At 44.8% G+C, this 23,708-nt stretch carries 26 protein-coding genes; 17 read left to right on the top strand and 9 right to left on the bottom strand.

Annotation, left to right across the window (positions count from 1 at the left end):
• Positions 1-36 precede the first annotated feature (36 nt).
• Positions 37-1,143: an aminofutalosine synthase MqnE gene (gene mqnE / locus A8709_RS02720; protein ID WP_065850672.1), complete on the bottom strand. Its 1,107-nt coding sequence runs from the start codon at positions 1,141-1,143 to the stop codon at positions 37-39.
• A 340-nt stretch (positions 1,144-1,483) separates the two neighbouring features.
• Here mqnE and A8709_RS35030 point away from each other — a divergent pair, with 340 nt between their 5' ends.
• From A8709_RS35030 to A8709_RS02700, 4 genes are all read left to right on the top strand, one after another.
• Positions 1,484-1,666 carry an aspartyl-phosphate phosphatase Spo0E family protein gene (locus A8709_RS35030; protein WP_244163075.1) on the top strand — a complete coding sequence of 61 codons (183 nt, stop codon included), beginning with the start codon at positions 1,484-1,486 and terminating at the stop codon, positions 1,664-1,666.
• Between the two features lie 109 nt (positions 1,667-1,775).
• Positions 1,776-2,147, top strand: coding sequence for a HesB/IscA family protein (locus tag A8709_RS02710; protein WP_065850671.1), 372 nt, complete (start codon positions 1,776-1,778; stop codon positions 2,145-2,147).
• Between the two features lie 217 nt (positions 2,148-2,364).
• Positions 2,365-3,519 (top strand): sulfite reductase subunit alpha, encoded by a 1,155-nt coding sequence (locus tag A8709_RS02705; protein WP_065850670.1) that lies wholly within the window; start codon positions 2,365-2,367, stop codon positions 3,517-3,519.
• Positions 3,520-3,802: 283 nt separating this feature from the next.
• Entirely contained in the window at positions 3,803-4,483 is a 681-nt protein-coding gene (locus tag A8709_RS02700; protein WP_065850669.1) for a glycoside hydrolase family 73 protein, read from the top strand.
• Positions 4,484-4,517: 34 nt separating this feature from the next.
• On the opposite strand, the gene A8709_RS02695 is transcribed toward A8709_RS02700, so the two are convergent.
• Complete coding sequence (locus A8709_RS02695) at positions 4,518-4,679, bottom strand: mechanosensitive ion channel protein MscL (protein WP_065850668.1); 162 nt, start codon at positions 4,677-4,679, stop codon at positions 4,518-4,520.
• 334 nt (positions 4,680-5,013) lie between these two features.
• Between A8709_RS02695 and sda the strand changes: the two genes are divergently transcribed.
• Positions 5,014-5,178 (top strand): sporulation histidine kinase inhibitor Sda, encoded by a 165-nt coding sequence (gene sda, locus A8709_RS33470; RefSeq protein ID WP_425262303.1) that lies wholly within the window; start codon positions 5,014-5,016, stop codon positions 5,176-5,178.
• Positions 5,179-5,181: 3 nt separating this feature from the next.
• Here sda and A8709_RS33960 read toward each other — a convergent pair whose 3' ends face one another.
• Positions 5,182-5,424, bottom strand: coding sequence for a hypothetical protein (locus tag A8709_RS33960; protein ID WP_141692399.1), 243 nt, complete (start codon positions 5,422-5,424; stop codon positions 5,182-5,184).
• A 59-nt stretch (positions 5,425-5,483) separates the two neighbouring features.
• Positions 5,484-6,485, bottom strand: coding sequence for an NAD(P)/FAD-dependent oxidoreductase (locus A8709_RS02690; protein WP_065850667.1), 1,002 nt, complete (start codon positions 6,483-6,485; stop codon positions 5,484-5,486).
• 519 nt (positions 6,486-7,004) lie between these two features.
• Here A8709_RS02690 and A8709_RS02685 point away from each other — a divergent pair.
• Together A8709_RS02685 and A8709_RS02680 are read left to right on the top strand one after the other, a co-directional pair.
• Positions 7,005-8,195: an NAD(P)/FAD-dependent oxidoreductase gene (locus A8709_RS02685; RefSeq protein WP_065850666.1), complete on the top strand. Its 1,191-nt coding sequence runs from the start codon at positions 7,005-7,007 to the stop codon at positions 8,193-8,195.
• A gap of 32 nt (positions 8,196-8,227) precedes the next feature.
• The gene (locus A8709_RS02680) at positions 8,228-8,509 is read left to right on the top strand and encodes a hypothetical protein (RefSeq protein WP_065850665.1); all 282 of its coding nucleotides are present in this window, start codon (positions 8,228-8,230) and stop codon (positions 8,507-8,509) included.
• A 119-nt stretch (positions 8,510-8,628) separates the two neighbouring features.
• Here A8709_RS02680 and hemQ read toward each other — a convergent pair whose 3' ends face one another.
• Positions 8,629-9,375 (bottom strand): hydrogen peroxide-dependent heme synthase, encoded by a 747-nt coding sequence (gene hemQ, locus A8709_RS02675; RefSeq protein ID WP_065850664.1) that lies wholly within the window; start codon positions 9,373-9,375, stop codon positions 8,629-8,631.
• Positions 9,376-9,585: 210 nt separating this feature from the next.
• Here hemQ and A8709_RS02670 point away from each other — a divergent pair, with 210 nt between their 5' ends.
• The 4 genes from A8709_RS02670 to dnaI all read left to right on the top strand — a co-directional run bounded on the left by A8709_RS02670 (position 9,586) and on the right by dnaI (position 13,572).
• Positions 9,586-9,870: a YuiB family protein gene (locus A8709_RS02670; protein WP_065850663.1), complete on the top strand. Its 285-nt coding sequence runs from the start codon at positions 9,586-9,588 to the stop codon at positions 9,868-9,870.
• Positions 9,871-9,927: 57 nt separating this feature from the next.
• Positions 9,928-10,860 (top strand): alpha/beta fold hydrolase, encoded by a 933-nt coding sequence (locus A8709_RS02665; protein WP_084224619.1) that lies wholly within the window; start codon positions 9,928-9,930, stop codon positions 10,858-10,860.
• 201 nt (positions 10,861-11,061) lie between these two features.
• Entirely contained in the window at positions 11,062-12,555 is a 1,494-nt protein-coding gene (locus tag A8709_RS02660; protein WP_065850661.1) for a replication initiation and membrane attachment family protein, read from the top strand.
• 63 nt (positions 12,556-12,618) lie between these two features.
• Positions 12,619-13,572: a primosomal protein DnaI gene (dnaI, locus tag A8709_RS02655; protein ID WP_065850660.1), complete on the top strand. Its 954-nt coding sequence runs from the start codon at positions 12,619-12,621 to the stop codon at positions 13,570-13,572.
• 98 nt (positions 13,573-13,670) lie between these two features.
• Here the strand turns inward: dnaI and A8709_RS02650 are convergent, their stop codons facing one another.
• Together A8709_RS02650 and A8709_RS33465 are read right to left on the bottom strand one after the other, a co-directional pair.
• Complete coding sequence (locus A8709_RS02650; RefSeq protein WP_065850659.1) at positions 13,671-14,672, bottom strand: globin-coupled sensor protein; 1,002 nt, start codon at positions 14,670-14,672, stop codon at positions 13,671-13,673.
• A gap of 101 nt (positions 14,673-14,773) precedes the next feature.
• Entirely contained in the window at positions 14,774-14,914 is a 141-nt protein-coding gene (locus A8709_RS33465; protein WP_084224618.1) for a YqzM family protein, read from the bottom strand.
• Positions 14,915-15,125: 211 nt separating this feature from the next.
• Between A8709_RS33465 and A8709_RS02645 the strand changes: the two genes are divergently transcribed.
• From A8709_RS02645 to uvrC, 3 genes are all read left to right on the top strand, one after another.
• On the top strand, positions 15,126-15,509 hold the full coding sequence (locus A8709_RS02645) for a MerR family transcriptional regulator (RefSeq protein ID WP_065850658.1): 384 nt from the start codon (positions 15,126-15,128) through the stop codon (positions 15,507-15,509).
• A gap of 160 nt (positions 15,510-15,669) precedes the next feature.
• Complete coding sequence (gene trxA / locus A8709_RS02640) at positions 15,670-15,984, top strand: thioredoxin (RefSeq protein ID WP_065850657.1); 315 nt, start codon at positions 15,670-15,672, stop codon at positions 15,982-15,984.
• Between the two features lie 115 nt (positions 15,985-16,099).
• Positions 16,100-18,007 carry an excinuclease ABC subunit UvrC gene (gene uvrC, locus A8709_RS02635; protein ID WP_065850656.1) on the top strand — a complete coding sequence of 636 codons (1,908 nt, stop codon included), beginning with the start codon at positions 16,100-16,102 and terminating at the stop codon, positions 18,005-18,007.
• On the opposite strand, the gene A8709_RS02630 is transcribed toward uvrC, so the two are convergent.
• Positions 17,967-19,604 carry a CPBP family intramembrane glutamic endopeptidase gene (locus A8709_RS02630; RefSeq protein WP_065850655.1) on the bottom strand — a complete coding sequence of 546 codons (1,638 nt, stop codon included), beginning with the start codon at positions 19,602-19,604 and terminating at the stop codon, positions 17,967-17,969. The genes uvrC and A8709_RS02630 overlap by 41 nt on opposite strands.
• A 225-nt stretch (positions 19,605-19,829) precedes the next feature.
• Between A8709_RS02630 and A8709_RS02625 the strand changes: the two genes are divergently transcribed.
• From A8709_RS02625 to A8709_RS02615, 3 genes are read left to right on the top strand one after another with little or no spacing between them, the layout of a single operon-like run.
• A complete protein-coding gene (locus tag A8709_RS02625; RefSeq protein WP_065850654.1) occupies positions 19,830-21,182 on the top strand; it encodes a TrkH family potassium uptake protein in 1,353 nt (450 codons plus the stop codon).
• Positions 21,183-21,194: 12 nt separating this feature from the next.
• On the top strand, positions 21,195-21,857 hold the full coding sequence (locus A8709_RS02620; RefSeq protein ID WP_065850653.1) for a potassium channel family protein: 663 nt from the start codon (positions 21,195-21,197) through the stop codon (positions 21,855-21,857).
• A 59-nt stretch (positions 21,858-21,916) separates the two neighbouring features.
• A complete protein-coding gene (locus A8709_RS02615; RefSeq protein WP_065850652.1) occupies positions 21,917-22,672 on the top strand; it encodes a response regulator transcription factor in 756 nt (251 codons plus the stop codon).
• A 13-nt stretch (positions 22,673-22,685) separates the two neighbouring features.
• On the opposite strand, the gene A8709_RS02610 is transcribed toward A8709_RS02615, so the two are convergent.
• On the bottom strand, positions 22,686-23,582 hold the full coding sequence (locus A8709_RS02610) for a LysR family transcriptional regulator (protein WP_065850651.1): 897 nt from the start codon (positions 23,580-23,582) through the stop codon (positions 22,686-22,688).
• Positions 23,583-23,708 lie beyond the last annotated feature (126 nt).

Below are 23,708 nucleotides of genomic sequence, written 5' to 3'. Positions count from 1 at the left end.
GGCCTATATCCCTTCTGAACAATGATCTATTCTTTATTATCTCTCATACACTTTGATTTCATTATAAAAGGTGTCGCGTTCTACCGCGACGCGGCCTGATCCTTGAATGAGCCAAACGAGCTCATCACGCGTAAGACCTTCAGGGGAAAGCGCGCCTGCAGCGTGTGATATCTTTTCTTTCACGATCGTTCCGTGGGCATCTGATGCACCGAAGGTGAAGGAAAGCTGCGTAAGCTTCGTGCCGATATTGATGAAATAAGCTTTAATATGTGGAAAGTTATCCAACATTAAGCGGCTAATCGCAATGGTTTTAAGCTCATCCCAAGCAGGAACACGGCGTTTAAGACCTGCCGTTTTGCTGGCTGGTTGTACAGAGTTCGGAATAAACACGAGGAAGCCGTTGGTTTCATCTTGAAGTTCACGAAGCAGCATCATGTGACGAATGCGTTCTTCTTTGGTTTCAATCGAACCATACAGCATAGTTGCATGTGTCTTCATCCCAAGCAGATGCGCTTGGCGGTGAACATCCAACCACTCTTCTGTGGATGCTTTTTCTACCTTCATTTTAGCGCGGTAACGTTCTGTTAAGATCTCTGCTCCGCCACCAGGGAGTGTGGAAAGTCCAGCGTCCATTAACGTTTTGAGGACGTCACGGTAGCTTAATCCGCTAATGCGGGAGAAGAACTCGATTTCAGCCGCGGTATGCGCCTTAATCGTAACATTCGGATAAGCTTGCTTCAGCTGACGAATGCAGTCTACATAATACTCGAAAGGCAGATGTGGATTGTGGCCTTGACTGATATGAAACTCTTGAATTTCAGGGTTAAAATTCTCAGCAATATACGATAACATTTGGTCAGGTGTTAATGTATAAGCACCTTCTTCGCCCTCATCGCGGCGGAAATGACAAAAAGAACAATGTTCTTCACACACATTCGTGAAGTACAAGCTCATGTTTTGTACGAAATATACCTTGTTTCCGTTCAAGCGCGTATTGACCTTATTTGCTAATTGACCAATGGTTAAGAGATCGTCAGATTCATATAAGAATAGGCCATCTTCCATGGATAGACGCTCGCCATTCTCTACTTTATCAGCAATTTCAGCCATCCGTTTAACCGGGTCTGTTGTCGTGATACTCATGCTTCCATGCCTCCTATGAACATATAATAAAACCCATACTGAAACGACGCAGCCAGAAGTTCGAACCAGGTGCGTTAAGTGGTGTGAGTTGCTCGCGTACCTGTCAACCAGTTCGGTTAAGGAATTCACACCTATTTTAATAACGATACAAGCAATCCAACCCTTTCATTATAAACCTCCTAGGTAGGAGGGGCAACATCCGAACGTTGAAGATAAATCGACAATGTTATCCAAGTTGTGTATTTTTTTAATGAAATTGGCGAAATGTTATTCCCAATATTAACAAATTCCTGTATACTATTGCAATGTGATTACGTAAGGGCTAAAGGTGATAATAATCGTGCTACCATTATTCGTGACCGAACCGCAGGAACGACTTCATACTAAAATTGAACAGCTTCGAGGCCAAATGGTTAGCTTGGGAATCTCTTATGGTTTCCTTCATCCAGACGTGCAGAAATGCAGTCGAGATTTGGATCAGCTCTTATTGCAGTATTATGCAATTGGACGTCCCAAACAATAAGCAGCTGCCCTTGAGCATCGGATGGAATAGGAGTATACTTGAATCAAGCACTTCTTATACCAATGCCAGTTTCCTGCAAGTAGGGAAACATCAAGGAGGGAATTCCATTATGATTAACATAAGCGAATCAGCAAGTGATAAAATTAAAGAGCTTTTGGCATCTGAAGAATCAACTAAGCTATTTTTACGTTTAGGCGTGAAAGCTGGTGGATGTAGCGGCTTTTCTTATGGAATGGGCTTCGATGATGATCAAAAGTCTGACGATAAAGAATTCATCATTCACGGCCTGAAGGTCGTTGTGGATGAAGATAGTGCTAAGTATTTATACGGTGTTCAAATTGATTTTGAAGACAAGGGAATGGGCGGCGGTTTCACCATCAACAACCCGAATGCGGTAGCATCGTGTGGTTGTGGATCCTCGTTCAAGCCAGCTGACTATGAAGGAACACCTGAGCCTTGTGATGATAAGGTTGAGGCTTAATAAATACGAATAATGAACCTTCCAAGCTTGTGTAGATGTTCTTACACAGATTTGGAAGGTTTTTTTGTTTTTGCCTCTATCTTAAGACGAATTTTTTAATTTTTTTGAATTTTTTCTGAAAAAGCCAAAAATTCATAATAGGGTCAATTAAAAAACATTTCTAAGTTGAGCGGCATGTGCTATTCTAAATAATAAAAATCTTCTGGGGTGAAGAGAAATGCAAGTTACTGATGTCGAAAAAGTACCATCCTTGTTTTCCAGAACCAATCCTTTCCAAGCAAAAGTATTAAAAAATGTAAATTTAAACGGAGAAGGATCCTCCAAAGAAACACGCCATATTGAGCTTTCGCTCGAAGGATCTGGCCTGTCCTATGTACCTGGTGATTGCCTAGGTGTAGTTCCTGACAACGATCCGGAGCTGGTCGCTTCTATCCTTGAGATGATGAAGTGGGATGCAGACACGGCGGTTGTCATTAATAAACAGAACGAAACGCTCCCGTTGAAAGAAGCGCTTTTGAAGCATTTCGAGCTTACGCTATTGTCCAAGAAGATCGTTCAGCAAGCAACTGAATACTCCGAAAATGAAGCATTGAAGCAGCTTGTTGCGGATGCGGAACAGTTGAAGGCTTATACAGACGGCCGTGATGTGCTTGACTTGCTAAGCGAATTTGGACCGTGGAAAGCTTCAGCGCACGAAATCGTCGCTTTATTAAGAAAAATGCCGCCACGCTTATATTCCATCGCAAGCAGCTTTGCAGCAAAGCCAGGTGAAGTTCACCTTACGATCGGTGCGGTTCGCTACATGGCACATGGCCGCGAGCGCAAAGGTGTATGTTCCGTCATGTGCGCAGAGCGCTTGAACGATGGAGATACGGTTCCGGTCTTTGTTCAAGTAAACAAACATTTTAACCTGCCTGAGTCCTCCGAGCATGATATCATCATGGTAGGACCTGGCACAGGTATCGCACCTTTCCGTTCCTTTATTCAAGAGCGTGCGGTGACCGAAGCGACAGGAAAAGCATGGCTGTTCTTTGGCGACCAACGCTCCGCGACAGATTTCCTGTATCAAGAGGAGCTTGAGCAATATCAACAGGCTGGCGCACTGACTAAGATCGACGTAGCCTTCTCCCGCGATACGGCGCAGAAAGTGTATGTGCAGAATAAAATGCAGGAGAATAGTGCGGAGCTATTCGCATGGTTAGAGCGCGGCGCTTACTTCTACGTGTGCGGCGATAAACAAAACATGGCGAAGGATGTTCACAACACCCTAATCGACATTATTGAAAAAGAAGGCAAGTTAAGCCGCGAAGATGCAGAAGCGTATTTGAATGGGTTGCAAGAGCAAGGACGTTACCAACGCGACGTTTATTAAAATATAGAAAGTATAAGTTTCACTTCATACATCGGCTATATTTCTCGATAAACGCTTCCGTCCTAAGTGGACGGCACAGCCGTTTATTTTGATTGAAATGAGATGAGGGTGTTCCCAACGTCATGAAAATGATGGAGGGGGCACCCTCTTTTGTTTTGCAACGTCGGCCATTCCTATGAAAATCCACTTCATGACCCTCTACTAGCCGTCTCTATCTACTATTTTATGGAATACTATATGGTATACAGCTAGTATGAATAGTTGCTAGAAGGGAGGGAGTTAAATGGCTTCTAGGAAGGACTTTATCGATCTCATAGCACCGATTGCAGTGAAACTTCGTCTAGAAGGCTCGCTGATATTCCCATCTGTCCGAATAGCTCAAGCCTTGCTAGAAACGGGTGGCAAGATCAACGCGTGGAACAATGTAGTAGGGTATAAGGTAGGAAATGGGGTAATAACGCCGTATTGGCGAGGTGATCGTGTATCAGCTAGCACATGGGAGTTCATCAATGGGGAGCAAGTGACTAACGTACCAGGGGATTTTCGAGCCTATGCAACCTTAGAAGATGGGTTTCGGGATCAAGATCTGTTATTTCAATCTGCCCGTTATGCGGCAGTCCGTTTAGCAAGTACGCCACAAGGGCAAACACAAGCTTTACAAAACAGTGGATACGCAACGGATCCTGCCTATGCGAGTAAATTGAATGGGATTATAGCAACGGAAGGGTTAACTTTCTATGATGAGGAGGTCATACGGATGTTAGAAAATTTACAAGCACAAATCGAAGCATTGACAAGCCGAGTTCAATCACTTGAAGAGCAAGCAGCATTAACCATCATACCGACGTGGGCCCAAGCGGCCATTGATGCAGCGGTTAAGGCAGGTCTGATCGACACACCTGAGAAGGGAAGCTACGATTTCTATCGTGTATTGACTGTTTTACATCGGAAAGGAATTATCTAAGGGGTAAGGCCGAAGGTATCTGTACTACTTCAAATTAATAAACCATGCGGCCTTTAATCAATACATTCTCTCCGTACTTAGCCTTCATAACCTTTGTTTGTTCTTGCATAAAAGCATAAATTTCTTTCAAACGGTTCTTACGAGGTTTAATCGTTTCTTTGATTTCTCCATTTAAGACGATATCATATACTAACATATGAGGTTCAGCTCCTTTGTTTTGTCTTACAAGTTCTATTGTAGACGATGATTATTAAGTGACGATTAAAATTTCTTTTCAATTTTGTGAAAAAGATGAAGGTTATGTTAAGGGAGTGTGAAAAATTCCTAAAAATGTGATCATTTTTTTTTATCACTAATTTACAAGTTTTGCATGTGTATAAGTTTATGCACATTATCCCCCCTACTTACAGAGGGCTTTCTGGTACATATTAACAATCTACCCACAGGATATGCACACTTATCTGTGGATAACGGAACGCTTGTTCTAATAAATACCCCATGATACTATAATCTTAACTTATAGAATATGGGTGATTTCAGTGAGACAAATTAGCGATGAGACCTTGATCGACTCTTATTACAAAGCACTAGATTTGAGATTAGAATCCGATTTTCTTGAACTTTTGCTCGCAGAAATTCAGAGACGGAAATTAAAGCTAGCTGTGCTAGTTAAAGACGGAACACCACTTAATTAAAGCTCACAGGGCAGGAATCTGAAGGGTATAGCTTGATTGACAGTTAGGACAAGTCACAAGATGAAGACAGTGATTCTGAAGATCGTGGCTGTTCCCCATTGAAGAAGAGATGCCATCCATCTCGTACGGCGAGTAGGGACCGAGCAAGTCACTCAGCTTACCATAATCAGACATACGCTGCGAGCAAACAGGACAGTCGGTCTGCACTTCTTGCAGGCCATTACAAACTGGACATATAGATGACAAAGGGGTATTCCTCCTAATCCGTAGATTAGGTATAGAATACCCCTTTTTGTTTGTGCTAATTAAAATTTCAAGTTAGAGCTGTGTCCAGGTGAAAGCTTAGCACTTGGATCGATGTATACTTTCGCATTGTTAATCGCTGTAGGTGCTTCACCGAAGCCAACCGCAATCAATTTCAATTTGCCGGGATAGGTCGTGATATCGCCTGCTGCGAAGATACCTGGAATGTTCGTTTCCATTCTGGAATCAACGATGATAGATCCATTCTCAATATCAAGGCCCCACTCGGATATCGGACCCAGAGAGGAAACGAAGCCGAAGTTAATGATGACGGCATCGACATCGTGGATGCTTTCTTCGCCTGATTTAATATTTTTGAGCGTGATTTGCTCAATACGATCAGTACCGTGAAGTTTCGTGATTTCCGTTGGTGTAACAACGATCACCTTCGAGTTCATTAAGTTCTCTACGCTGTGCTCATGAGCACGGAATTTATCTCTACGGTGGATCAAGGTTACTTGCTCAGCAATTGGCTCAAGCATGAGTGCCCAGTCAACTGCGGAATCTCCGCCGCCGCTTATTACAACTTTTTGTCCAGCAAAAGCATTCAAGTCACTTACGAAGTAATGAAGGTTCTTCTTCTCAAATTGCGCAGCTTCCGGTAATTCAAGACGACGCGGCTCAAATGCCCCTACGCCAGCTGTAAGGATAACCGCATGGCTCAAATGTACGCCTTTATCGGTCGTAGTTTCGAAGAGACGTTCTTCTTTCTTAACAACCTGATGAACCTTTTCTTCCAAGCGGATGTTGATAGGGAAGTGTTTCATTTGTTCAGACAAATTATCTACGAGTTCTTGGGCAGTTACTTTAGGGAATCCAGCGACGTCATAAATATATTTTTCAGGATATAGTGCTGCGAGTTGACCACCAAGTTGAGGCATGCTTTCAATAATTTTCACAGATGCTTGTCGCATTCCTGCATAGAAGGACGCGAACATGCCAGCTGGGCCACCGCCGACCACAATAATATCAACGATGTCTTGATTAGCTTCTCTCTCGTTCATGATAGCACCTCCGATTGGATCCGATAAGTGTGTAACTATTCTGAATAAAGCTATAATCATATCTCATTATAAACGTCTCTCCATTTGAAGGAAACAGAAAAGTTCAAATATTTACCACCTTGTAGGAGGACACTTTTTGGTCGCAAAAACAGCGTCTAATTTGGCGTTTAAAATCTACTTTTAAGCACGGCTGTTCATCTAGAATCGCTTCGATAGAGAATTTATCAATTAATCTGCCTATAGGTAAGATAAGTAAATGCTTACATGGCTTACGGGGGTAAAAATGGCTATAATACAAGGTTTTTTGTGCAAAATTACACTTGATATTTACTTATGAAAATTATATCATATCATGAGAATCGGTTTAGCATGTTGTGACGAATTTCAGTCTATTTCATCATAATTCACTGTAAAAACGTACAAACTAGTAGCAGTATACGAAATTTGATGCCGTTTGTGTAATTTTTCACAAGATAGAGAGACCATAGGAAAAAATACGGATATGGAAGTGAGAGAGATATGAGTAGAATACCAAGGATCGTTATTTTAGGAGCCGGTTATGGTGGGATTCTTGCTGCAATTCGTTTGCAGAAGGAATTGAACTACAACGAAGCGGATGTAACGCTTGTTAACAAGCATGATTACCATTACATCACAACGCATCTCCACATGCCTGCTGCAGGGACAGACAATCCTGAAAATGCACGCGTGAACATTTTGAAGTTGATCGATGAATTTAAAGTGGATTTCGTGAAATCAACGGTAACACAAATTCGTCCGCACGAGAAAAAAGTTATTCTGGAAGATGGTACGCTTTCCTATGACTACCTAGTTATCGGACTTGGTGGCGAAGCGGAAACTTTCGGTATTCCTGGTCTCAAAGAAAATGCTTTGAACATCCGCAGTATCAATAGCGTACGCTTCATTCGTGAGCATATTGAATATCAATTCGCGAAGTTCAAACGTGAACCAGATCGTAAGGATTACCTGACTTTTGTTGTCGGTGGCGCTGGATTTACCGGTATTGAATTCATCGGTGAGCTTGCAGATCGTATCCCAATGCTTTGCAAAGAGTTCGATGTGGATCCTTCCCTCGTGAAAATATATAATATTGAAGCTGCTCCAACGGCATTGCCAGGGTTCGATCCTGAGCTTGTTGAGTATGCGATGAAAGTCCTTACGGACAAAGGAATTACGTTCAAAATTGGTACAGCGATCAAAGAATGTACGCCAGAAGGCGTTCTTATCGCTGGCGACGAGTTTATCAAAGCAGCAACTGTCGTGTGGACAGGCGGTATCCGCGGTAACCACATGCTGGATGAAGCAGGCTTCGAAACAATGCGCGGCAGAATTAAAGTAAATGAACATCTTCATGCTCCAGGCTTCGATAACATTTATGTTGTTGGTGACTGTTCCATCGTTATGAATGATGAAGGCAGACCATATCCGCCAACAGCACAAATTGCGATGCAGCAAGGTGAAGCTGTTGCTCACAACTTGATCGCTTCGATCCGTGGCTCACAAATGAAAACTTTCAAATACTCGAACAAAGGTACAGTCGCATCCCTTGGTAAAGGGCAAGCGATCGGTATCGTTGGTTCCCGTAAATTGAAAGGGAATGTGGCTGCCATGATGAAAAAAGTGGTTGATATGAGATACCTCTACATTATTGGCGGAATTCCGCTAGTAATTCGTAAAGGACGTTTCTAGTCTAAGCTAGTCTTGTTAACGGGGGGATTGCCATGCGGCACTGTAGTGTCCAAGTAAGGGGACTTCTTACCCGGGACGAACTGGATCGTTACAATGCGCTGATCGAGGTAGGACACTTCTTAGAGACTGAGAAGAGATATGATCACGTCGCTGTTGTGCAAAAGGAAATCGATATCCTCATTCTTCCTGCGATTGAACGTCTGAAGGAAAAAGGTCGTCAGCGCGACCGCGATACGGAAGCTTATCTCGCCCGAAAGGCGCAGATGGAAGCCGAACTGCAAGCTGCACTGAACGATGATGAGGACGAAGAATAGATGATCTTAAGAAGCATTGCCCTGAAAGGGTGATGCTTCTTTTTACCATACGGATCCAAAGAAAAAGAGCAAAGGACATAAGTCCCTTGCTCTTCAGCTTATCGAACCGATAGGCTAGCTTATATTTGAATGAATGCAGCGAATTTCTCAGGAAGCATAACATTACCTACGTAGAAATCACCGAACTCGCCATAACGCGCGCTAACTTCATCGAAACGCATTTCGTACACGAGTTTCTTGAAATGAAGCGGATCATCGGAGAAGAGCGTAACGCCCCATTCCCAATCATCCAGTCCAACGGATCCCGTAATGATTTGTTTGACTTTACCCGCATAGGTACGGCCAATCATGCCGTGGCTGCGCATCATCGTTTTGCGATCTTCCGCAGGGAGCATGTACCAGTTGTCATTGCCATCCCGGCGTTTGTTCATCGGGTAGAAGCAAATATGTTTGGATTTGGGAAGAATAGGCTTTAAGCGAGCTTGCAGTTCTGGATCTAGGGCAGGATCAACACCTGGCTTCGCAAGGTAACTGCTTAATTCTACGATCGAAACGTAAGAATAAACAGGTATTGTAAATGCGGCAAAGCTTGATTTGTTAAATGCCGTTTCGAGTTCGTTCAGCTCTTCCAGTGTTTCACGCATTTGCATGAATACGAAATCAGCCTTTTGACCTACGATGCTATAAACGGCAGTGCTGCCTAGTTTGTCATTTTCAACTTGCTGCCACTGGGACAGGAACGATTGCAGCTCGTCCGCTGCGTGCTTACGTTCTTGCGGGGTTGCGGCATGCCATGCATTCCAGTCCATCAGACGGAAATCATGGAGCGCATACCAGCCTTCCAGCGTTTGTACGGCTTCACTCATTGTTCTTCCTCCATTCAAGGGCTAATATCCCCTACATTGTATCCAATTCATGGGGAAAGGGCAAATGGACAAAGCGTGAAGAGGAATGTGAAATTCTCAAAATTGTTCAATTTGTGTACACTTTACCTGCACCTCCCTGTCGATTACAATAATAAGAGCTATAGGAGCCAGAAATGAAGGGCTTCTTACATATTTAAGGAGGAACCGATCGTGCTGCAAATGATCATTGCCACTGTCTTGATGATGGTGTTATTTTTTGGGATTGGGTTTATTTTGAACATGCTTATGAAAACAACTTGGTTTCCGCTGTATGCGTTCATTGTTTTGGTCATCGGAATCGTCATCTATGGATACATGGGATCTTCTTCTTTCTTATCGAGTGACGAAAGCTTCACGATTGTTGATATCATTCCGGCTATCGGTGGTTTGATCGGGGCGATCTTGAGCGGATCTGCTATCAAGGCACTTCGTATTCGCGGCTTCAAAATGTTCTAAATCGGATGAACCAACGCAAATCGGGTCACGCTAAGAGGAGTTCAAGAGACTTCACTTATGAAGGAGACACGACCAGTGCCTAAGGCGAATGTAAATGGAACGACGCTGCATTATGAGCTGACAGGACCAGATACGGGGATACCGATCGTCTTTATTCATCCCCCATTGCTTACCTTAGAAGCTTTTACGTATCAAAAGGAACAGCTTGGGCAGTACTTTCGAGTCATTACTTTTGATATTAGGGGACACGGGGCAAGTGCTTGTTCGGAACGGAAGCTAACGTATTCACTCATCGCGGATGATATCATTCATCTTCTTGATCACTTAGCTGTTGGGCAAGCGTTTGTGTGCGGTTATTCCACCGGAGGCTCTGTTGCGCTAGAAGCCATGCTCGCCTACCCATCACGTCTCACGGGGGGAATCATCGTCAGCGGGATGTCTGAGTTGACAGACACCTATAATCGCTGCCGTGTGTGGCTCGCTATTCGGATGGCGAAGACTAGGCGGTTTATGAAATTTTTGATCAACGCAATTACGTATGGGAACGCCGACAAAGCGACAACCTACCACGTGTTGAAGGAACATTCTCTTAGTGATGAGGCAGGCAATGTACGGACCTATTTCGAGCAATCGCTCCATTATTCATGTACAAGCCGTCTTTCCTTGATTAAACAACCTACGCTGTTGATATATGGGCTGGATGATCCTGTTTTTCATCAATACGCGCACATTCTTCACACTCAGTTACCGCAAAGTTCGCTGTATTTCATCAAGGATGCGAAGCATCCTGTGCCGCTTCAAAGCGCACCGCGTATGAATGATTTGATACATCTCTGGGTGGACAGCCTAAAGGAAGGTCAGCAGAATCCGAAGCGGCGTGGAGATCTGGATCTGGCTATTGCACAGAGACTAAATCCACATTTGTACGGGAAGTATCAGGAACATTTAGTAGACGCTGAGAGCGACAATACCACGTATTCCTATGAATAAGCTAGTTCAAGATAAGATTCCGTTGCTGTGGAGAAATCGCGATGGAATCTTTTTCTTATCCCAACAGGTAAATTTATCTTTTCTCTGGTAGATACCAAGATTGTCGATTTTTGTGGTAGACTAAGAGAGAGAGACTGAGAGGCTGTAGCTACATAGCGTTGTCTTTTCAGTCGAGCTGAGGCAGGATGGTGCTGTAACGGGATGAGAATGACGAATATGCTGCATTTCACGGAGAATCACAGATTTTGTGTGAACCGTGAGTTTTCTTTGAGCAGTTTGGATTATAAAATGTTAGCGATGATGTATCAGCCGATGATTGGCGGCTTAGCGATTAGTCTCTATCAAGCTCTCTATCAGCAGATGAGTGCCGAGAAAGTAGGGTACTCACCGATGGAGCAGCAACGTAAGCTGTTCCTGCTGTTAGATTTGGAGCATGGGGAACGCGGCCGGAAGTATTTGATTGAACAATCCTCCAAGCTGGAGGCAATTGGTCTCCTGCAGACGACGCGTAAGTTTCTACCGGATGAAGAAGATTATGTGTTCGTTTATACGTTATTTGCGCCGCTGAGTCCGAATGAGTTTTTTCGCAATCAGCATTTAACCTTGCTGCTTCGGGACAAAGTCGGTAAATTCATGCTGTTATCCTTGCGGGAAGATTTACTTTCTCCAGAACCGGAAGAATGTCGGGATGTGACGGAGGAGAATCTGTCGGTTCCCTTCTATGAACTATTCCGCTTGAATACACAGGTCGTCGATTATGAGTTGGAACAAGCCCTATACGAGGCATCTGCCAGCAAGCAGGGTGAGGCTCGGATGGATGTAACAACCAAAGGCTTCAAGTACGCGGATATTATTATGAGATTCCCTCGGGGAGCAAGTAATCGCGTGTTCGTTGAAGCATTGAAGCATAAGCCTGAACATATGGTCGCTATCAACATCGTAGCGAAGAAGTACAACTTGTCCCTCCAAGAAACGTGCCGCTTGTTAGATGAGGATGGTGTGTTCACAGAAGAGGGCGAGCTCATCATGGACCTCATGCAGTACAATGCGAATTTGTTCTACAGACAGAGCAAGAAGCGGGATGAGGAGCGGGAGCGGACGATATCCAAAACGGATGAATCCGTTGAGACTTCGGAGGAACAGCCGGTTGAAATGGCTTATTACCTAGAGGTCCCTCAACAGCTGCGCGGCGAATGCACAGATCATCAGTACAATTATATTATGCGGAATGAGCCTTACACGGCCGTTCTGAAAATGTTTTTCACCCAGGGTTCGATTCCTGATGGGGTACTTAATATTTTTGAGAAAATTGATCTCAATTATAAATTAAAAGAAGAAGTCATTAATGTCCTGATTCATTTCCTTCATATTGATCGTCGTTCTTGGGCCAAATCCTCCATTGAGGCTGTCGCCTCGGATATGCTTGGCAAACAAATTAGTACGTATGAGCAAGCGGTTGAGTATGTTCGTGAAAAGATCAATTATAAATTGAAGGCTGCTTCTAAAGTGGAATCTGCCAAAGCTAGCGGAGGCGCGGCTACACGCGGCCGCCAAGGGAAGACGCAGAAGCCTCATATCCCGATTGTATTGCCGGATACGGGCACAGCGTCGTCAACGAGGCTGACGGCTGAGGAGCTGGAGGCCGCTAGACGAATGGCGCAGAAGCTGGATGATCGATTTAATCGGAATAGCTAGACCAATATCGTGCTACGAATCTAAGGGTTCAGAATGAAGGAACTGTAAGGAGGTGCCGGTCGGATGGAATCCTTGTCGCGTTTACTAAAATCTCTACCGGATACAGAGTGGAAAAGAAGAGCTGAAGCCAAGATTCAAGGGGTACTCGCAGACCCTTTGATTGCCAAGTTTCGCCAGAAGTACCCTTTTATCGATGATTATGCGATTAAAATTAATATGAATAAGTTATATCAGCATGTAACGGAATATAAACATTGTTCAAATTGCCCAGGTTTGGATAAGTGTCCCAATGATATGACAGGGCACTATACGATCCTTACGGCGGAAGCTGTTGAGGGTCAAACCCCTTTTATCCATGAGGAGAAGGTTGCCTGTAAGAAGTTCATTGCCAAAGGGCAACAAGATGCCATCAGCAGCCGTATTCGCACCTTTCACGTGGATCCGCGGATGATTTCTCGCAGTTTCTCCTTTGGGGATATTCTTGAAACGGATTTGGATCGGGCCAAAGCGGTGATGCAAATTAACGACTATGTGAATTTGACGATTGAGGAAGGTCTTCAACCGCGCGGTCTTTATTTGTCAGGATCATTTGGTACAGGGAAAACGTTCTTGATGGGCTATATGCTGCATCAGTTGGCGAAGGTAGGTATGACAGGCGCTATCGTCTATATGCCGGATTTCGCTGAGGACTTGAAGGGGATGTTCCAAGAGCCTTACAAGCTCAAGGAAACGATTGATTTGCTGAAGGAGACAGATCTGCTTGTATTTGATGATATTGGCGCAGAGAATCTGAATCCGTGGCTGCGCGATCATGTGATCGGGGCTATCGTGAATCACCGGATGAATCGGAAACCGACTTTCTTTACTTCGAATTATGCCTTATCGGGTTTGGAGAAGCATTTCAGCTTCACGAACAAGGATGGGGATGAGGAGTACAAAGGCCAGCGAATCATGGACCGCATACGCCCATTCGTGGATGTCGTAGAGGTAACGGGAACGAACAAACGCGGGAAATAAGATGTAAAGAAAACCTAGCCGATAGGGCTAGGTTTTTTTGTGCGAACATACGTTTGAACGCAAGGTTCATCTTATAAGAGATTCGATCGAAGATGTTCTTATTTTTTTAATCTTTCGAGATCTGCAGTTACCTTCTCAATCATTTGAACAAACGAGGTTAGTTCTTGCGCACTTGCTGCTTGCGTACGAGCGTAGTGCGTTGTTTCCTCAGAGCCTTTTCTGACGAGCTCAAGTTTCTGAGAGATAAGCTTAAGTTTGGATTGGATTTGATCCAATGCTTCTCTCGAATTCGTTGCCAGCTTGCGGACTTCGTTCGCAACGACTTCGAAGCCACGGCCATGCTCACCGGAGCGGGCAGCCTCAATGGCGGCATTTAAGCCGAGAAGGTGAGTTTGATCCGAAATTTCCTTCATCACGGAGCCCATCTTGGCGATATCTTTGATTTCATCGTTCAACTCGTCGATGCGAGTATTCGAAAGATCTTGCGATTCAGCTGTTTGAATGGCGGTATCCGCAACCGTTTGGGAGCTGCTGCCAAGCTCAACCATCATCGAGGCAAGTTCTTGCACGGCACTTGAAATGGTAGTCAACATATGATGCTGCTCATCAGCGAGTGTTTGGATTTTCTGCTTCTCGTCATGCTCGTAAGCTTCAAGGACAAGCTGTGAATCCAGATTAAACATTTTGCTTAGTGAATAAATCACTTGGGCCCAATCGTCGGGTAAACTCTGTTTGAAATAAGTCGTAGCCAAGTCTGTATATTTGAGATAAGTTCCGAGATACCAAGACGTTGTTAAGCCGATTCGGGAATGAATGTTACCGATATAAAGACGCTTTGCGATAAATTCATCGTCAATGACCCCGGAGGTCATGGACATGAAGTACCAACGTTGCGTTTCTTTCAACCGCTCTAGCGTGCTGTGTTTCTCAATTAATGTTCTCAGCTCTGGCCAAGTAATAATATCGGCATACAGCTCATCAACAAGCTTATCTACGATGAGACGGAATGCATCAGCTTTACTTTTAAGTAGTTGTAAATCCTCATTTTTCAAACCGATATACGTAATAAGTTTCTGGCGTTCTGGCTGTACCTTAATCATGGATAAATGATTCCCCTTAGTATGTTATGTATCGAAATGTACAAGAAAAAAGCCACTTCACAATAAATGATGTGCAAAGTGGCTTTTTTACGAGTTGTTGCCTATTTCATTACTTGAATAACAGTAGCGATGGCTGCGATGACAAACAAGACGCCAAAGAAAACGCCAAAGCCCATGCCTACATCCATAAAATCATTACGCGGTTCTTCATACACGTGATGCTCAGGGTGTTGATTGCTCATAAGGTTACCCCCTAACGTCCGACATTCGTATTTGTAAGCCTAGTATACCCAAATTCGTCGAAAGTTGTAAAGCTAACGAAAGTGACAATTATGCAAACATGAAGAAATGGGTTCAAAATGGGCAAAATAATTCTTGACTCTGACATTAGTGTTATGGTTTATAGTAAAGACATCCCTCCATGCATGTAGGAATAAGAAAGAAGTGAAGTCCATGCGGATTAGTGAGCTATCCAAGCTTACCGGAGCAAGTATTCGCTCCTTGCGCTACTACGAAGCCAAGGGACTGATTGCCACACAGCGGGAAGAGAATGGCTATCGGGTGTTCAATCAAATGGTGGTTGAACGCGTGAAGACGATTCAATTTTATTTGAGTCTTGGCTTTACGACCGAACAGATTGAAAGCTTCCTGAACTGTGTTATGAAGAATCAGGAGTCGCAGTGCGACGATTTGCTGCCGCTGTACACTGAGAAGCTTCAAGAGATCGAGAAGCAAATGGAGATGCTGCAGCTGCTCCAAGCCAATTTGAAAGATCGAATCTCTTACATTGAAGAGCAACGACGACAAGGTCTGCCTGTCGGCTTGCCCACAAAGTAATACCAAGGTATACGCGGTTTGCTAACTTATGGCTTGGTTGAAAAGGTACATGAGTGTGGTATACTTTGTATGTTGACGTGATGCGAAGCAAGTTAAGTTAACGACTTAATCTTACTTTTCACCTTATAAATCAAATTCATTCTTAGAAGGAGGAACTATCATGGCAATCGTGAATGTTTCTGACAACAGTTTTAAAGCAGAAGTTGAAGGAGAAGGTACAGTACTTGTAGACTTCTGGGCACCTTGGTGCGGACCTTGTAAAATGATCGCTCCTGTATTGGAAGAGCTAGATAAAGAAATCGAAACTTTGAAAATCGCAAAAGTGAACGTGGATGACAACCCGGAATCCGCAGCTCGCTTTGGCGTTATGAGTATCCCAACGCTTATCGTCTTCAAAGACGGTCAACCGGTGGATAAAGTGGTTGGTTTCCAATCCAAAGACGCGTTGAAAAACGTGGTTTCTCGTCATCAATAATTGGTGATTGCAACAAACTAGAAACAATTGTTCGTGAGAAAAAGCTCTTTTTCTGCTATGCTGAGAAAGAGCTTTTTCTTATGTACAAGGCATTTTTCTGGAAGGAGATTGGGGCATGACCGACTTTACCGACTTTGAGCAAGAGGACGCTGGCGTTCGCGAAGTGAGTTTAGAAACGATAAAGCATAAGCTGGCGTTGCTGCCAGATAAACCTGGTTGTTATATTATGAAGAATCACCAAGGAACGATTATTTATGTAGGGAAGGCCAAGGTGCTCAAAAATCGCGTGCGCTCCTATTTTACAGGGAGTCACAGCGCTAAAACGCAAAAATTAGTCAGCGAAATTCGCGACTTTGAATATATCATTACCTCCTCCAATATGGAGGCACTTATTCTCGAGTGTAATTTGATTAAGCAGCATCATCCTCGGTATAACGTGCTTCTGAAGGATGATAAGACGTTTCCTTATATCAAAATAACGCATGAAGAACAGCCGCGCCTGGAAGTCACGCGGCGGGTGTACAAGGATAAGGGGAAGTACTTCGGCCCTTATCCAAATGCTTTCGCGGCCCAGCAGACGAAGAAGCTGCTGGACCGGTTGTATCCGCTGCGCAAATGCAAGACCATGCCCGATAAAGTATGCCTATACTATCATATGGGGCAGTGCCTTGCGCCTTGCGCGTTAGAAGTATCCGCCGAGACGAATGAGCGGATGGTGCAAGAGATCAGTCGTTTCCTGAACGGGGGACACGACGTGATTAAAGAAGAGCTGACGACCAAGATGCTGGCCGCAGCGGAAGAACTGAACTTCGAGCGCGCCAAGGAGCTGCGCGATCATATCATGAGCATCGATGCGCTCATGGAGAAGCAGAAGATCACGACGGCCGATGCGCTGGATCGCGATGTGTTTGGCTACGCCGTCGACAAAGGTTGGATGGCGGTGCACATCCAATACATGCGCCAAGGCAAGCTCATCGAGCGGCACGTGTCGCTCTTCCCTTACTATGGCGATGAGTACAACGATTTCATGACGTATGTGACTCAAGTGTACAGCGACAATCCGGCATTACCGAAGGAGATTTTCCTGCCGACGATGCCAGAGCCAGAGGCGAAGCAAGAAGCTAAGGATGACGTCGTAAGACGTACGGAAGGTGAAGAGAAGGAGATACGCGAAGCCCTGGAAGGTTGGCTTAAGGTGAAAGTCCATATGCCGCAACGTGGCTTAAAGAAGCAAATGGTTGATATGGCTAGGGATAACGCAGTAAACGCATTGGATGAGAAGTTCCGTCTAGTTGAGCGCGATGAGCGCCGCACGACGAAAGCTGTCGAGAATCTGGGTGAGTGGCTGGGGATTGGAACGATACGCCGGATTGAGGCATTCGATAACTCGAACATTCAAGGAACGAATCCAGTCTCGGCGATGGTTGTTTTCGTGGATGGCCGGCCTGACCGCAAGGAATATCGCAAATATAAGGTGAAAACTGTCGTAGGACCAGACGATTATGAAACGATGCGTGAGGTCATCAGACGGCGTTATGAACGCGTACTGAAGGATAATCTCACCATGCCGGATCTGATTGTAGTCGATGGAGGCAAAGGGCAAATTTCCGCCGCCATTGACGTGCTTGAGAATGAACTGGGCTTGTTCATTCCGATCTGCGGTTTGGTGAAGGATGCCAAACATAAAACAGCACAGCTGATGATAGGCGATCCTGCCGAAATCGTTCCTTTGCCGCGAGATAGTCAGGAGTTCTATTTGCTGCAGCGCATTCAAGATGAAGTCCATCGTTTCGCGATTACGTTCCATAGAGAAACGCGGGCGAAATCGATGGTCGTTTCACAGCTTGATGCCATTCCAGGCATCGGGGAGAAACGCCGCAAAGCGTTGCTGAAGCATTTTGGCTCTGTGCGCAAAATAAAAGAGGCCGAAGTCGCAGACTTCAAGCCTCTTGGTATTGGTGAGAAATTAGCAATTGACATTATCAAAGCACTTCAAGGCGAGGCGGCGGCTCCCCTAGATTAGGGGGCTTTCGCCTTTTTCCATGCAGCCAGGCTAAGCCAAGCCCTATCAGACCAGGCAGCACAATGTACACAACGCCGGCGAGAGCATCACTGACATGCCCCAAAGAGAAGAGGGACAAGCCCATCAGAATGCTATCCATACAGGCATGAGCGAATATGGCCGTAATGAATCCAAACTTGAGGAATACATAACCTAGAATAATACCGATGACGGTGACCTCGATAAGCCGCGTATAAACGGGATATATCGGATATTGCGTATGACTGGCAGCCCAGATCACACTCGGAATTAGAATCGCAATGAAATTATTTCGGAATAGCTTTTTAAAAAGAATGATACCTAAGAGTCGAAAGGTCGCCTCCTCGGAGATCGCCGCTACCCATGCCATAAGGGGAAAGACGCGAGGTTCAACCATATTGAGAACAGAATCGGTCGGATCATTGACGGACCAGACATCGAAGTTAACTTCCCCTGCGTAAAATAATACCTGCTGTACTCCGAGAATAAAGATCGCAAGTAAATATCCCCGTCCCATCCCATAAAACACTTCGTGTCCGAACATGCGATCTTGCCAAGTTGGCCACTTCCGCTGACCGATGGTGTTCCAAAGCCCAACTCCCGCGACTAAGGAAAGATAAAGTGAGATGCCGAGCAGCACTGTGATAACACTCATAAAGATGATAGCTACCCACGTTGCGAGCTCACTATTGGCATCACCGCCCATGGCCCGAAAAGCTGGATACATATTTACATTGTTGCCTATATAAATGGCTAAATAGATCGTGGTAAGAAGTATGCCTCTACTGAATTTCATCTGTTTGCGATAGATAATGGCAAAAACAATGGCAGCAATCGTCATCAAGAAGGTAAAGCCCATGGACACCCAAGTCATCAAAGAAGCGGAATCATCTTGCTGTGTGAGCCATGCTAAGTGGGATGACGGCAGTTGGAAGCTTACATTGAACCCAGTGAGAGTCGTCTGATCAAAGTTCACGAGAACTTGCAGCTTGGCTTCACCGATCGGATTTGTGAGCTTTTCGTACTGGAGCGTCGTTTGACCTTTGGAGACGTCCTCATTATTTGTGTCTTTCAGTGTAAAATCCTGCGGATCAAAGCCCATTTGACGAAGCTCTAGCTTAGCTAAGGTATCCGCTTTTTGCTTACTGATCGGCGATGAAGTCGATTTCAAAGTCGTCGAATTCTCATGCCAGCCAATGATGGCTGAGTTGATGTAGTTGACATCCACCTCAAATTGGCGAAGCGTGGTTGGATCTTTGACACTCACTTGATAATAATCAATGGGAAACTTTTCGCCATATTGCTTCGTATAGTCCTCTAGTACATGCTCCTTCTGAAAATACCCGCTGCGCTCTTTCTTCGATTGATAGACAACGTAGGTTTGCGGGTTATGTAACTCATAACGCTGCGAAATGAATCCAGCGGCACTGTCCGCGGCTTGTTGCTTTGTAATGGCAGGGTTTTCCGCTGGGGGAGGTTCATCCGCTCGCAGCCCATACAGCACCGAAATGCCGGTATACAGGACCATGCCTGTGCAAGCCAAGAGGAGGAGAAAACGATTGATCTTTAGCCTTAGCATGAATAGGTTCCCTTCTGATTGCATAATTCTTCAATCACATCTTACTGGCATCTTTTACGTTATCATAGATTAAAAAGAAAGCCAATTTACTGGTAAAGATTCGGAAACAATTATATAATACCTATCAATTGCTGGTTGGCAGAATTTCTCGTTGTTAACGGGGAATTCTATCGGTAAATAGCGATGGAATTCATGACTACTTTTTACATACATGCGGGAGGAAAAATGAACAAAAATTGGAATATATGGCGACTTACACCTCCTCAAATATTGGTTCTAGGCTTCGCTGTCATTATTTTTCTGGGGGCTGGACTGCTAACATTGCCATTTGCATCAGCCACAGGGCACTCGCTAGCCTTTATTGACGCTTTTTTTACGGCTGTTTCCGCAACCTGTGTAACAGGGCTCGTCGTAGTCGATACGGGGAGTGCGTTCACCACTTTTGGACAAATTGTGATCGTTTCACTGATTCAAATCGGCGGGCTCGGATTTATGACCATGGCAACGTTAGTCGCCTTCGCATTTCGTAAGAAGATCACGTTGAAAGAACGGCTTGTCCTGCAAGAAGCTTTAAATCAAGGCAGTATGGAAGGCATCGTCCGTTTGATCCGTAAAGTTATTATCTATTCGTTATCCATTGAGGCTATTGCTGCTGTTATTTTTACGATTCGTTTTTCGTTCGATTTCGGCTTTACCCGAGGTCTTTACTATGGGATTTGGCATGCGGTTTCCATGTTTAATAATGCCGGCTTTGATTTGTTTGGCACGTATAATGCGCCCTTCGTCTCGCTAACTGGCTATGCGGGTGATTTCACAGTGAATTTCGTCGCTATGATGCTCATTATTCTTGGAGGGATTGGTTTCATCGTCATCTCCGATCTGATGGAGTTTAGAAAGAAGCGAAAGCTTTCACTTCACTCTAAGGTCGTGTTAAGCATGAGCGGCTTACTTCTTGTGGTTGGTGCGCTTGGTATTTTTATATTCGAATTTACCAATAACAGAACCTTAGGTTCTTTAGATTTTGGTTCAAAAATATTGGCTTCCTTCTTTCAATCGGTAACCGCTCGGACTGCGGGGGCGAATACGGTGGATATTGGCGGGCTTCGCCAGGCCTCTCAATTCCTTATTGTGATTCTCATGTTTATTGGGGCATCGCCAGGCTCGACAGGTGGAGGCATCAAGACGACAACATTTACAATTCTCATTAGTGCAATTATCACGATGATTCGTGGAAAAGAAGATATCGTCATCTACCGTTATCGCTTAGCGAAGGATCGTATACTCAAAGCAATTACGTTATCGATGATGGCTTTATTCTTAGTCATCGTTGTCACCATGATTCTATCCACCACACAGGATTCGTCCTTTCTTAAAATTTTGTTCGAAGTCACATCCGCATTCGGTACGGTGGGTTTATCGATGGGCTTGACGCCGGATTTGACAACGTTCGGTAAAGTCCTGATTTGTTTAACGATGTTCGCAGGTCGATTAGGGACAATCACGCTCGCCTACGCCTTGCAGCCGAAACAAGAAAAAGAATTATTCCGGTACCCTGAGGGGAAAATTACGATTGGATAGGGGTCAAGCAGCATGAAGAAGAAGCAATACGTAGTAGTTGGGCTTGGGCGATTTGGGTCGAGCTTGTCCAAAGAACTGATTAAACTAGGACACGAGGTTCTAGGGATTGATCGTGATGAGGAAGTTGTTAATGATATGAGTGATATACTGACACATGCTGTTGTGGCAGATGCGACCGATGAGGACGTCATGAAATCCTTGGGGATTCGCAATTTTGACTGCGCGGTTATTGCCATTGGCGACGATATTCAGGCTAGTATTTTAACAGCCATCGTGGTCAAAGAGCTGGGCGTTAATCAGGTCGTTGCCAAAGCACTATCTGAGCTGCACGGGAAAGTACTGACGAAGCTTGGCGTAGATCGTGTTGTGTATCCGGAACGAGATATGGGCATTCGTGTGGCGCATCAATTGGTTACCCCTAATTTACTGGACTATATTGAAATTTCTAAGGACTATACGATTGTTGAGCTTTCCGTACCCAAACGTTTATGCGGCTACTCGATTCAACAGTTAGATCCGCGCGCGAAGTTCGGCTGTAGTGTTGTGGCAATTAACAAAGCATCTGGCATTATTATTGCGCCCACCGCAGGAGATATCGTGAATGAGAACGATGTGATGGTCATTATCGGAACCAATCATCAAATTGATGAATTTGAGAGTCAAGTGATTAGTTAATCTCCACACATTCTATGTCCTGCAACTAGAGAATTTCGAGATGAAGGTGGACGCGCTGTATGTATAAAGTACTTATGATCGAAGACGATGCGATGATTGGCGATATGGTTACGATGTATTTGCGGGAAGAAGGCTTTCAAGTCATCCGAGAGTCGAACGGTCGACGTGGGGTTGCAGCAATTCCGGCATTTGATCCTGACCTCATTCTGTTGGATTGGATGCTGCCGGATATGGATGGGTTAGCGATATGTCGTCAGGTTCGAGAGACTTCGAGCGTGCCTATCATGATTATTTCGATGAAAAATAAAGTCGTCGAGCGTGTTACGGCCCTTGGAGCGGGCGCTGACGATTTCATGTGCAAGCCATTCAGCATGCATGAATTAATTGCAAGAGCGCATGCGTTAATTCGCCGAGCGCAAATGTATCAAACGGCCAAACAGGCAACTGATCTGCCAAAGAAAAGCCGGCAGGAGGAAGCAAAGATGGGGGCACGATCCACGGTTTTGGAGGCTGCGCCTGAGACCAATCACAAGATCTCACTAGATACGCACACACGCTCGATGTCCGTGCATGGCGTTATTGTGGAGACAACCTATTCCGAGTTCGAAATTATGAAGTGCTTTCTGGGGAATCCTGGACGGGTGTACAGCCGTGAAGATTTGCTTCAAACGGTGCGCGGCTTCGATTCCTTCGTGACAGACAGAGCCATTGATGTACATATTGCGAATCTTCGAAAGAAGATAGAGGATAACCCCAAAGAGCCGAAATGGATTCTGACGGTTTGGGGTGTTGGTTATAAGTTTGTACGAATGTAATTGGAAATCCGAGCTAATTATGATTGGCAAAATACTTGACCGCCTGCGCGACGAATTTCATCGATTCCGCATTGTCCGCAGAGTGATCGGAGTAAATAAGCGAGGTCGTTCGCTTCGTTTGTTCCAATTCTTGGAGCTGGCGCAAAATTAATTCATTATTGCGAATTAAATCTTCGCGCAAATACGATTTGGGCAACAGGGTTGCCGTTTTGCAAGTGGAGACAAGCCGTAGAATAGCTTCAAACGAATCAATTTCCATTTGAACATTGGGAAAGATCGTGAATCGGTTGAATAACTCGTCCATGAGAATACGATACCAAGTCCCTTTGGAGAATAGAATCATCGGCAATTCATTCAAGTCCTGCATGGTTATGCTCGAGCGATCAATGAACGGATGGCCTAGAGGCAGCACTAAGCAGAGGTGATCATCGAATAGGGGCTCGCAGTGAAGGCTGGTCGCATTAATTTGCGAAGCCACGATACCTATATCGACTTTGTTGTCTTTGACCATTGTGACGACTTCATGCGTTTTACCGGTGAGCAGCTTGATTTCGGTCAATGGATAGTCCTTCAGGTAATCCGTGATCAGATCGGGCAGCGTTGCTTGGAGTGTTGTTAGGGAGGCACCGATCGTGAGCGACGAATGGCTGCCAGCGGCTTTATACATATGAATGGCTTGCTTGAGCTTACGTTCTTGATGGCGCTGTTCCATCGCGTGATCGTAGCAAATCTGTCCTGCTTTGGTTAACTCGAGTCTTTTTCCTTTGCGGATAAAAAGCTCCACACCGAGCTCTTCTTCCAGCTTCATGATTTTACGCGACAGAGCCGGTTGCGAAATGTTTAACAATTGCGACGCTTTATTGAGACTGACTTGTTCGACGACCACAGCGAAGACTTCTAAGAGCTCCATATGATAACCTCATCTCTATATGCAAAATAGTTATAAGTGGATATAAAAAAACGGCACTTCCATTATAAGCGCAGAAGATGTACGATGTACATGTCACAAATTATCTATATTTCGTGATCCTTCACG

This window comes from Paenibacillus pectinilyticus (assembly GCF_001700435.1).
GTDB lineage: Bacteria > Bacillota > Bacilli > Paenibacillales > NBRC-103111 > Paenibacillus_E > Paenibacillus_E pectinilyticus.
Note: the sequence above shows the minus strand (reverse complement) of the source record. Positions and strands in the feature narration are given on the sequence as shown.

Coding starts and splice junctions, on each gene's coding strand:
- mqnE (WP_065850672.1), bottom strand. CDS start 1,143: ATGAGTATCACGACAACAGACCCGGTTAAACGGATGGCTGAAATTGCT.
- A8709_RS02710 (WP_065850671.1), top strand. CDS start 1,776: ATGATTAACATAAGCGAATCAGCAAGTGATAAAATTAAAGAGCTTTTG.
- A8709_RS02705 (WP_065850670.1), top strand. CDS start 2,365: ATGCAAGTTACTGATGTCGAAAAAGTACCATCCTTGTTTTCCAGAACC.
- A8709_RS02700 (WP_065850669.1), top strand. CDS start 3,803: ATGGCTTCTAGGAAGGACTTTATCGATCTCATAGCACCGATTGCAGTG.
- A8709_RS02695 (WP_065850668.1), bottom strand. CDS start 4,679: ATGTTAGTATATGATATCGTCTTAAATGGAGAAATCAAAGAAACGATT.
- A8709_RS02690 (WP_065850667.1), bottom strand. CDS start 6,485: ATGAACGAGAGAGAAGCTAATCAAGACATCGTTGATATTATTGTGGTC.
- A8709_RS02685 (WP_065850666.1), top strand. CDS start 7,005: ATGAGTAGAATACCAAGGATCGTTATTTTAGGAGCCGGTTATGGTGGG.
- A8709_RS02680 (WP_065850665.1), top strand. CDS start 8,228: ATGCGGCACTGTAGTGTCCAAGTAAGGGGACTTCTTACCCGGGACGAA.
- hemQ (WP_065850664.1), bottom strand. CDS start 9,375: ATGAGTGAAGCCGTACAAACGCTGGAAGGCTGGTATGCGCTCCATGAT.
- A8709_RS02665 (WP_084224619.1), top strand. CDS start 9,928: ATGAAGGAGACACGACCAGTGCCTAAGGCGAATGTAAATGGAACGACG.
- A8709_RS02660 (WP_065850661.1), top strand. CDS start 11,062: ATGAGAATGACGAATATGCTGCATTTCACGGAGAATCACAGATTTTGT.
- dnaI (WP_065850660.1), top strand. CDS start 12,619: ATGGAATCCTTGTCGCGTTTACTAAAATCTCTACCGGATACAGAGTGG.
- A8709_RS02650 (WP_065850659.1), bottom strand. CDS start 14,672: ATGATTAAGGTACAGCCAGAACGCCAGAAACTTATTACGTATATCGGT.
- A8709_RS33465 (WP_084224618.1), bottom strand. CDS start 14,914: ATGAGCAATCAACACCCTGAGCATCACGTGTATGAAGAACCGCGTAAT.
- A8709_RS02645 (WP_065850658.1), top strand. CDS start 15,126: ATGCGGATTAGTGAGCTATCCAAGCTTACCGGAGCAAGTATTCGCTCC.
- trxA (WP_065850657.1), top strand. CDS start 15,670: ATGGCAATCGTGAATGTTTCTGACAACAGTTTTAAAGCAGAAGTTGAA.
- uvrC (WP_065850656.1), top strand. CDS start 16,100: ATGACCGACTTTACCGACTTTGAGCAAGAGGACGCTGGCGTTCGCGAA.
- A8709_RS02630 (WP_065850655.1), bottom strand. CDS start 19,604: ATGCTAAGGCTAAAGATCAATCGTTTTCTCCTCCTCTTGGCTTGCACA.
- A8709_RS02625 (WP_065850654.1), top strand. CDS start 19,830: ATGAACAAAAATTGGAATATATGGCGACTTACACCTCCTCAAATATTG.
- A8709_RS02620 (WP_065850653.1), top strand. CDS start 21,195: ATGAAGAAGAAGCAATACGTAGTAGTTGGGCTTGGGCGATTTGGGTCG.
- A8709_RS02615 (WP_065850652.1), top strand. CDS start 21,917: ATGTATAAAGTACTTATGATCGAAGACGATGCGATGATTGGCGATATG.
- A8709_RS02610 (WP_065850651.1), bottom strand. CDS start 23,582: ATGGAGCTCTTAGAAGTCTTCGCTGTGGTCGTCGAACAAGTCAGTCTC.